Here is a 3,295-nt window from a genome sequence, read left to right on the forward strand (position 1 = left end):
GTTGAGGTGGTGGATGCCCATAACGGGTTTGAGGTGATTACCGCCCGCATCCGCACCACCAAGCTCTCATCACTGCTTTGGCTGGTGGGTTTTGTCACTTTTTTTCTCAGTTCAGTACTGGACAATCTGACCACCACTATTGTGATGATTTCTTTGATGAAGAAGCTGCTGGATGACCACGATGACCGGCTGTTCTTTGCCGGCATGATCGTGATTGCCGCCAATGCCGGTGGTGCCTGGACCCCGATCGGCGATGTTACGACTACCATGCTCTGGATCGGTGGTCAGATCACCACCCTGGCGATTATGAAAGGGCTGTTCATTGCATCCATCTTTAACCTGTTGGTGCCGCTGATCGTTACCAGTATTTTCTTGAAAGGGCGTGAGGTCGTCTCACCGCAACGTGCAGAGGACAACGGCCTGCTGCAAACCACGTCTTTTGAGCGTAACCTGATGTTTTGTATGGGGATCGGCATCCTGATTTCTGTGCCGGTTTTTAAGACCGTAACCCACCTGCCACCTTTTATGGGGATTCTGTTTGGCCTGGGTATTCTCTGGTTGGTGGGAGAGTTGATCCATCGCAGCAAGGATGATGATGAAAAACATCATCTGACCTTGGTCAGCGCCCTGATGCGGATTGACTTGAGTTCAATAGTTTTCTTTATCGGTATCCTGCTGGCAGTGGCCACCCTGGAACATACCCATATTCTTGGTGCGCTGGCCAAATGGCTTGATCAAACTGTGGGACGACAGGATGTGATTGTTGCGATCATCGGTCTGGTCAGCTCTATTGTGGATAACGTGCCGCTGGTTGCGGCATCCATGGGGATGTATAGCCTGACTCAGTATCCGCAGGACAGTTTTTTGTGGGAGTTTATGGCCTACTGTGCCGGTACTGGTGGCTCAATCCTGATCATCGGTTCTGCAGCCGGCGTGGCTGCCATGGGTCTGGAGAAGATTAATTTTTTCTGGTATGTCAAGCGGATCAGTGGACTGGCTTTGATCGGGTATTTTTCTGGAATTGCGGCCTATATTGTGCAGTGCAAGTTACTGCATTAAATCTTGTCATTACTGTTTAGGGTAAGTTGATAAAGAGGTATGTATCTATGTCTATCAATTTTACCCTCGCCTGTGCGCTTCTTGCAAAACTGCTGAGGAGGCCGTCTACTGCGTTGTAAAGGTAGCAATTCCTTTGCCTGGCTGGGGTGTTATGTATCAGACGCCTCGCTCCGTGCGCCGTGTCCCCAGTCTTCCCCATGGCATTTTCAATAGTCTCATGTTTAAGCAGCTATATTTTATCTTTGTAACCCTCTTTAATGGTTCTTGCCGACCAACTGTTTTCAGTTTTACTTCATTTACCTTGATTTTTCAGAATCAGATACAAAGTGTTTAAATACACTGTTTTATTTGTTGGTAAAAATAATACAAGTGATATTGAGTTGTTATGCTTGCTTTGGCTGATATTTAATTGTTGTTTGTTACAATAAATATTTTTATCTTGCATTTATTCAAAATAATGTTTTAAATACGCTCATAAATAACTGTGATTTGATAGACTGCTTTGTGTTGATCTCTTTATTTTTTATTAATATCAGTATGTTGTGTTTTTTATAAAATATGTTTTGCGAAATACAGTGATTTAAAATTGGGAATACGCATGACTAACAGGGCAAAGACATTTGGGAATAAACGGCAATTGGCAGTGATCATCACTGTTGCCACATTCTTTTTTGTCTTTCTTGGCATGCGTATTCCGTATATCAAAGGAGACTTTCACAAACCTAAGCAGCGTCCTCGCGCAGTTGCTGAAAATATTTTAAAGGCCAAAGAAACAGCTGCTCAGCAAAATTTGAAGAAACACCATGCAGATGGTGCTGTAATCATTAACTTTCCTTTTCAAGATGCTAATCCCGAAGTAGCTGTTAAAGTAAAACCCGTTGTAACGCAGCTATTCTACACACCCAAACCTACATCCAAACAATCCCCCCCACGAGCTCCACCACTCTATTTTATCTAGTTGTTCCCCGGTTCTGATCTGATTTGAATCCAGATGGTCGTCGGCACTTTTGTGTCATCAGCTGGCAGTTACACATGCATGGCTTTGGGGTTCGTGCATTTTGCTTCTGTTTTAAGCGCCCAATATTATTTGTTTTAACTAGCCGTACACAGGGGGAGTCCTATGAAGGAATCCAGAAATGGTTCTCTTTTATCGATTGACAAGGCCTTGGGACTTTTTGAGCTGATTGCCATTTCTGAAGAGCCACAAACTTCAGCTTCATTGGCACGTCAAATCGGCTTAAGCCCAGCCAAAACTATGGGATTATTGAATCTTTTGACTGAAAAAGGATTTGTTGAGCAAAACAAAAGCCTTGGGCAGTACATGATTGGTGTGCATGGCATTCGGCTTTCGCAATCAATTGTAAACAACCTGAGTATTCTTAAATATGCCAAGCCGGTTATGCAAAGTCTTGAGAAAGAGCATGACGAGGCAATTTACGTCGCTATCCTGAAAGAGACCGATGTTGTGTTTCTCGATATGGTTGATACGGAACAGAGTATCAGGGCAACCCCTCTCATCGGTCAAAGTTTTCCGTTTTTCACCAATGCTGCAGGAAAGGTAATCATGGCATTTGAGCCGCGTGACTACCTGCAACGATATCTTGCACGGCTTGGCCGAAAAAGGCCGGAAGTAAATGTAGAGCATTTCCAGAATGAACTTCTCTCAATTAGAAATAAAGGTGTTGCTGTTGATATTGGTGGATTAGGGGAAAATGTCACCAGTGTTGCGGTTGCGGTAAAGGATTATGCGGGGAAGGTTGTGGGGGCACTGACGCTTATTGCTCCCTCCTTCAGGGTACTCGGTGAACGATTAGAAAAAGAGATTATTCCTTCCATGATTGAAAACGCACAAATGCTTTCAAGTCAATATGGATATGCAGCGATTGGAGTTTGATATCGGGTGAACCATTTCACCGGAAAGGGGGCATGTAAGAATTCAAAATCAGGGTGTTAAGTGTTTTACTGGTACTACTAAATGAAAGGAGTAATTATTATGGCGGAACAAACGTACAACTGGTCAGCGATAGCTAAAAATCCCAAGTTTATCGAACTGCACCACAAGAAAACAGCCTTCCTTTTCGGCTGGTGGATCTTCTCGACGATCTACTATTTTCTGCTTCCTGTCGGGGCAGCCTATGCACCGGGTCTGTTCAAGATCCAGATCCTGGGCAGAATCAATTTTGGTTACCTGTTTGCCTTGTCGCAGTTTTTTGTGTCCTGGGGTCTGGCAATATAC

At 44.2% G+C, this 3,295-nt stretch carries 4 protein-coding genes; all 4 read left to right on the top strand.

Going from position 1 to position 3,295, the window contains the following annotated elements; all coding sequences use genetic code 11:
* Positions 1-1,059 (top strand): sodium:proton antiporter NhaD (nhaD, locus tag OEL57_RS15595; protein WP_300741737.1); only part of this gene is annotated, 1,059 nt, incomplete at its 5' end.
* Positions 1,060-1,657: 598 nt separating this feature from the next.
* Positions 1,658-2,017, top strand: coding sequence for a hypothetical protein (locus tag OEL57_RS15600; RefSeq protein ID WP_300741738.1), 360 nt, complete (start codon positions 1,658-1,660; stop codon positions 2,015-2,017).
* A gap of 162 nt (positions 2,018-2,179) precedes the next feature.
* Positions 2,180-2,953 carry an IclR family transcriptional regulator gene (locus tag OEL57_RS15605; protein WP_300741740.1) on the top strand — a complete coding sequence of 258 codons (774 nt, stop codon included), beginning with the start codon at positions 2,180-2,182 and terminating at the stop codon, positions 2,951-2,953.
* A 99-nt stretch (positions 2,954-3,052) separates the two neighbouring features.
* On the top strand, positions 3,053-3,295 hold a 243-nt coding region (locus OEL57_RS15610), incomplete at its 3' end, for a DUF485 domain-containing protein (RefSeq protein WP_300741742.1).

The organism is Trichlorobacter sp. (assembly GCF_030247655.1).
In the GTDB taxonomy this organism is placed as follows: Bacteria; Desulfobacterota; Desulfuromonadia; order Geobacterales; family Pseudopelobacteraceae; genus Trichlorobacter.